Below are 3,227 nucleotides of genomic sequence, written 5' to 3'. Positions count from 1 at the left end.
CCTTCGTCCCCCCGCCGCGCTAATCGGTGCGCACGGCATCGCGCCACCGGCGCGGGTATAGCTCAATGGTAGAGCAGCAGCCTTCCAAGCTGAATACGCGGGTTCGATTCCCGCTACCCGCTCCAAAAATTCCTGAAAATCCTAGTCAGAACAAAGCCTTGACTTGGGCTCTCACGCAGCCATGCTGTGTCCTGGCCATGGCCGGGACACCCGCAATCGCCTTACTGTGCGGGCGCGGCGGCGCTTTTGGGCCGTATTGGCGGTCCGCAAGCCGACATTTTTAAACGATCGAGGATTTCATGCAGACACACATCATCGTCGCCGCCTGCGTTTTGAGCGTCCTGGCCTCCACGCCGTCTGTTGGCAAAACGAAGGATGCCGATGCCGTCTTCGAACGCGAGGAGCCAGCAGCGGCGACGCTGGCCCTCACCCGCGAGGGCGATGAATGGCGGATTGCTTTGCGCGCCGGCGGCCTGCCCAATGGCGACGCGACGGCCGCGGACTGCGAACTCGAGGCGGTTGGACCGCAGGACGCCGATGACGTGATCGCGGCACGGATCGTGCCATTCGTGGGTGAATTGAACGAACTGACCGAAGCTGACATCGGCGCTGATGCGCCTGTCATCGAAGTGCGCGTCGGGCCGGAGGGGGCGTTCGTGAGCGACAGCGACGCGGCGGCGCGCTATTGCGGCCTGGGATCAGATATCGACGGCTTTTACCGGCGCACCGACACCGCTGGGTGAGACCAGGGGATTCGCCTGGTGCTATGGAAAACAAAAAAGGCCGCCCTTGGGCGGCCTTCAACACGTGGTCTCGGGAGAAAGATTACTTCTCGAGAACCAGATTGACAGCGGACTCGCGACCGTCACGGCCGGTTTCGACTTCGTACGAGATCTTGTCGTTCTCGTAGAGACCGTCGATGCCGGAGCGCTGGACAGCGGAGATGTGGACGAAGTGGTCCTTGCCGCCATTGTCAGGGGTGACGAAACCGAAACCCTTGGTGGTGTTGAAGAACTTTACGGTGCCCTTGTGAGTGGCCATTTTCATATTCCTTGAAGCTCGGAGCCAGAGGCAGAACGAGCGGTGACCCTCCGCAACATGCAAGAGGGCATAACACGTTCGCAAGACAGACGAGTGAGCTAAGGACCGGGGGTACCGGCAACAGCGAGCCGACTTAGGCTGAAAACGTATGCCCCTTATATGGACTGTAACGGTGTCCGCAACAAGGCATTATCTGCGAACTCTTGCGCCGCTTGTAAAAAATCTTGCCCATTCCCCCGGCGAGGCACCCTAGACAGGCCCGTTCACAGGCGTTTTTCGCCGCTTTTGCGCGCGTAAACCATTTGTTCACTCTGGCTTGGACGCGGCGGATACGAACGATTAAGGTTTCGCTAACCATAGCGAGGCCGGAATGCGCGTACCCTCTGTCGGAATGCCCCTGTTCGAACGCCGCATCGTGCGCGAGGCGCGGATGATGGCCGAGCGCATGCTGGCAGGCCACAGCGTCAACCGGCAGGGACTTTTGGTGCGCGATGGCGGGAACCGCGGATTGGACCGGTCGTTGCGGGCACAGATCGCAGCAATGGCCGCCGCAGGGCGCGCGGCGATCCAGGGCAATTTCGGCAACGGCTCGCGCTGAACCGCAGTCCGAATTACTGCATCATCTCGGCCGTAATGACGCTGCGACCGAAGACGCCACTGTTCTTGGGGACGAGGCGAACCACCGAATAGCCGCGCGCGTCCAGCTCCGCCAGGAAGGCCGGCAGCATATCGACGGTGCGCTGGTGAATGTCGTGAAACAGAATCACGCCGCTGCCACGAGCATCAAGCCGGGCAAGTGTGCGGGCCGCAACGGCCTCGGGCGTATCGCGAAAATAGTCCTTGCTGTCGATATCGACGTCCAGCACCACCATGTCGCCCTGCAGCAGGCTGGTGCGCAGGAAACCGGTCTGGGCCAGATAGGGGAAGCGGAAGAAGGGTGAAAGGCCCTTGCCGGCCCCACCGAGGGCTTCGGCAATTGCGGCTTCGCCCCGCACAATCTCGTCCAGCGCCGCCTGGCGGCTGAGTTTGGAGAGATCGACATGGCCATAGGTATGGCTGCCAACGGTATGACCGCGCTGGGCCACCTGCCTTGCCAGCTCGGGATATGCCTTGGCGGAGGAGCCCAGCATCAGGAAGGTCGCCTTGACACCCCTAGCATCAAGCGCGTCGAGAATGGCATTGGTTTTTCCCGGGCGCGGACCATCGTCGAAAGTCAGAACCACTTCGCCGGGACGCAGGATGATGTCTGCAGTGGTGCCGACCTGCAGCGTCCGCCCGGACAGCTTGCCGGTGGTGAAAATGCGCTCCGGCATAGGCTGTTCGACACGGGTCACGGCGGCCTTGAACGTGCTGTTGGTGACGAGCCGTTCCTGCGTCGCGACCGGACCGCCGGACAGCTCCTTCTGGCTCACCGGCTTGGCGCAAGCGCCCAGGGACGCACCGAGCAGACCAATGACGAACAGCGCACGCAACACCCGCACAGCGACACCCACACAAGCAAATCAAGTGCGGACGACAATTTGCGATTATGGTTAATAATCCCCTCGCAAAAACTTAAGAACTACTTACCGGACAAGGATTTAGCCTTGCGTCCCAGCGTATCGAGGGCGCTGAGAAAGGCGGAGCGGTCGGCAGGCCGGAAGCCTGGATTGTAGCCCTGGATTTCGCCAGTCTCGCGCAGGTGCTGCTTGAGATCGCGCATGGCCAAAGCCATGCCGATCGAGGCCGGCGTGAAGGGTTTGCCAGTAAATCCCAGCACGTGACAGCCGCCGTCGATGGCGCGGCTTGCGAGCGGGATATCGGCGGTGAGCACAATGTCGTTGGGCTTTGCGTGGTCGACGATCCAGTCATCGGCAGCATCGGCGCCGGCGGGCACCACGACCACCTGAACCATGGGGTCGCGGGAAGGACGAATGCCGCCATTGCTGACAAAGGTAATGACGAGACCCAGCCGCTCGGCGACCTTCTTCGCCTCGTCCTTGACGGGGCACGCATCGGCGTCGACGTAGATGGTGGGTGGCTTAGAGATGTCCATGCTCAGTCCTGAAAAGACCCCCACCCAACCTCCCCCTGAAACAGGGGGAGGAGTTGCGTCGGTGGTTCTGGCAGTGCTCTGGTGCTCTTTCGCCTCCCTCCCCCTTGAGGGGAGGGAATGAGGGAGGGGGTCCATCAGTGGATCACTGAAC

Annotated in this window: 5 protein-coding genes and 1 tRNA gene; 3 read left to right on the top strand and 3 right to left on the bottom strand. The window is 61.6% G+C overall.

Going from position 1 to position 3,227, the window contains the following annotated elements:
- The first annotated feature begins 51 nt into the window (after positions 1-51).
- Both DEVEQU_RS19060 and DEVEQU_RS19055 read left to right on the top strand, forming a co-directional pair.
- Positions 52-125, top strand: a tRNA-Gly gene (locus DEVEQU_RS19060).
- 174 nt (positions 126-299) lie between these two features.
- Positions 300-743, top strand: coding sequence for a hypothetical protein (locus DEVEQU_RS19055; protein ID WP_126152193.1), 444 nt, complete (start codon positions 300-302; stop codon positions 741-743).
- Positions 744-825: 82 nt separating this feature from the next.
- Here the strand turns inward: DEVEQU_RS19055 and DEVEQU_RS19050 are convergent, their stop codons facing one another.
- A complete protein-coding gene (locus DEVEQU_RS19050) occupies positions 826-1,041 on the bottom strand; it encodes a cold-shock protein (protein WP_126152192.1) in 216 nt (71 codons plus the stop codon).
- A gap of 370 nt (positions 1,042-1,411) precedes the next feature.
- Here DEVEQU_RS19050 and DEVEQU_RS19045 point away from each other — a divergent pair, with 370 nt between their 5' ends.
- Positions 1,412-1,639 (top strand): hypothetical protein, encoded by a 228-nt coding sequence (locus DEVEQU_RS19045; RefSeq protein WP_126152191.1) that lies wholly within the window; start codon positions 1,412-1,414, stop codon positions 1,637-1,639.
- A 13-nt stretch (positions 1,640-1,652) separates the two neighbouring features.
- On the opposite strand, the gene DEVEQU_RS19040 is transcribed toward DEVEQU_RS19045, so the two are convergent.
- Both DEVEQU_RS19040 and DEVEQU_RS19035 read right to left on the bottom strand, forming a co-directional pair.
- Positions 1,653-2,534, bottom strand: a complete 882-nt coding sequence (locus DEVEQU_RS19040) for a polysaccharide deacetylase family protein (protein WP_223214294.1) — start codon at positions 2,532-2,534, stop codon at positions 1,653-1,655.
- A gap of 68 nt (positions 2,535-2,602) precedes the next feature.
- Positions 2,603-3,076 (bottom strand): YaiI/YqxD family protein, encoded by a 474-nt coding sequence (locus DEVEQU_RS19035; protein ID WP_126152190.1) that lies wholly within the window; start codon positions 3,074-3,076, stop codon positions 2,603-2,605.
- Positions 3,077-3,227 lie beyond the last annotated feature (151 nt).

It is taken from the genome of Devosia equisanguinis, assembly GCF_900631955.1.
In the GTDB taxonomy this organism is placed as follows: Bacteria; Pseudomonadota; Alphaproteobacteria; order Rhizobiales; family Devosiaceae; genus Devosia; species Devosia equisanguinis.
Note: the sequence above shows the minus strand (reverse complement) of the source record. Positions and strands in the feature narration are given on the sequence as shown.

What these genes read in the sequence shown, in the direction of transcription:
- DEVEQU_RS19055 (WP_126152193.1), top strand. Translation starts at nt 300, where the DNA reads ATGCAGACACACATCATCGTCGCCGCCTGCGTTTTGAGCGTCCTGGCC.
- DEVEQU_RS19050 (WP_126152192.1), bottom strand. Translation starts at nt 1,041, where the DNA reads ATGGCCACTCACAAGGGCACCGTAAAGTTCTTCAACACCACCAAGGGT.
- DEVEQU_RS19045 (WP_126152191.1), top strand. Translation starts at nt 1,412, where the DNA reads ATGCGCGTACCCTCTGTCGGAATGCCCCTGTTCGAACGCCGCATCGTG.
- DEVEQU_RS19035 (WP_126152190.1), bottom strand. Translation starts at nt 3,076, where the DNA reads ATGGACATCTCTAAGCCACCCACCATCTACGTCGACGCCGATGCGTGC.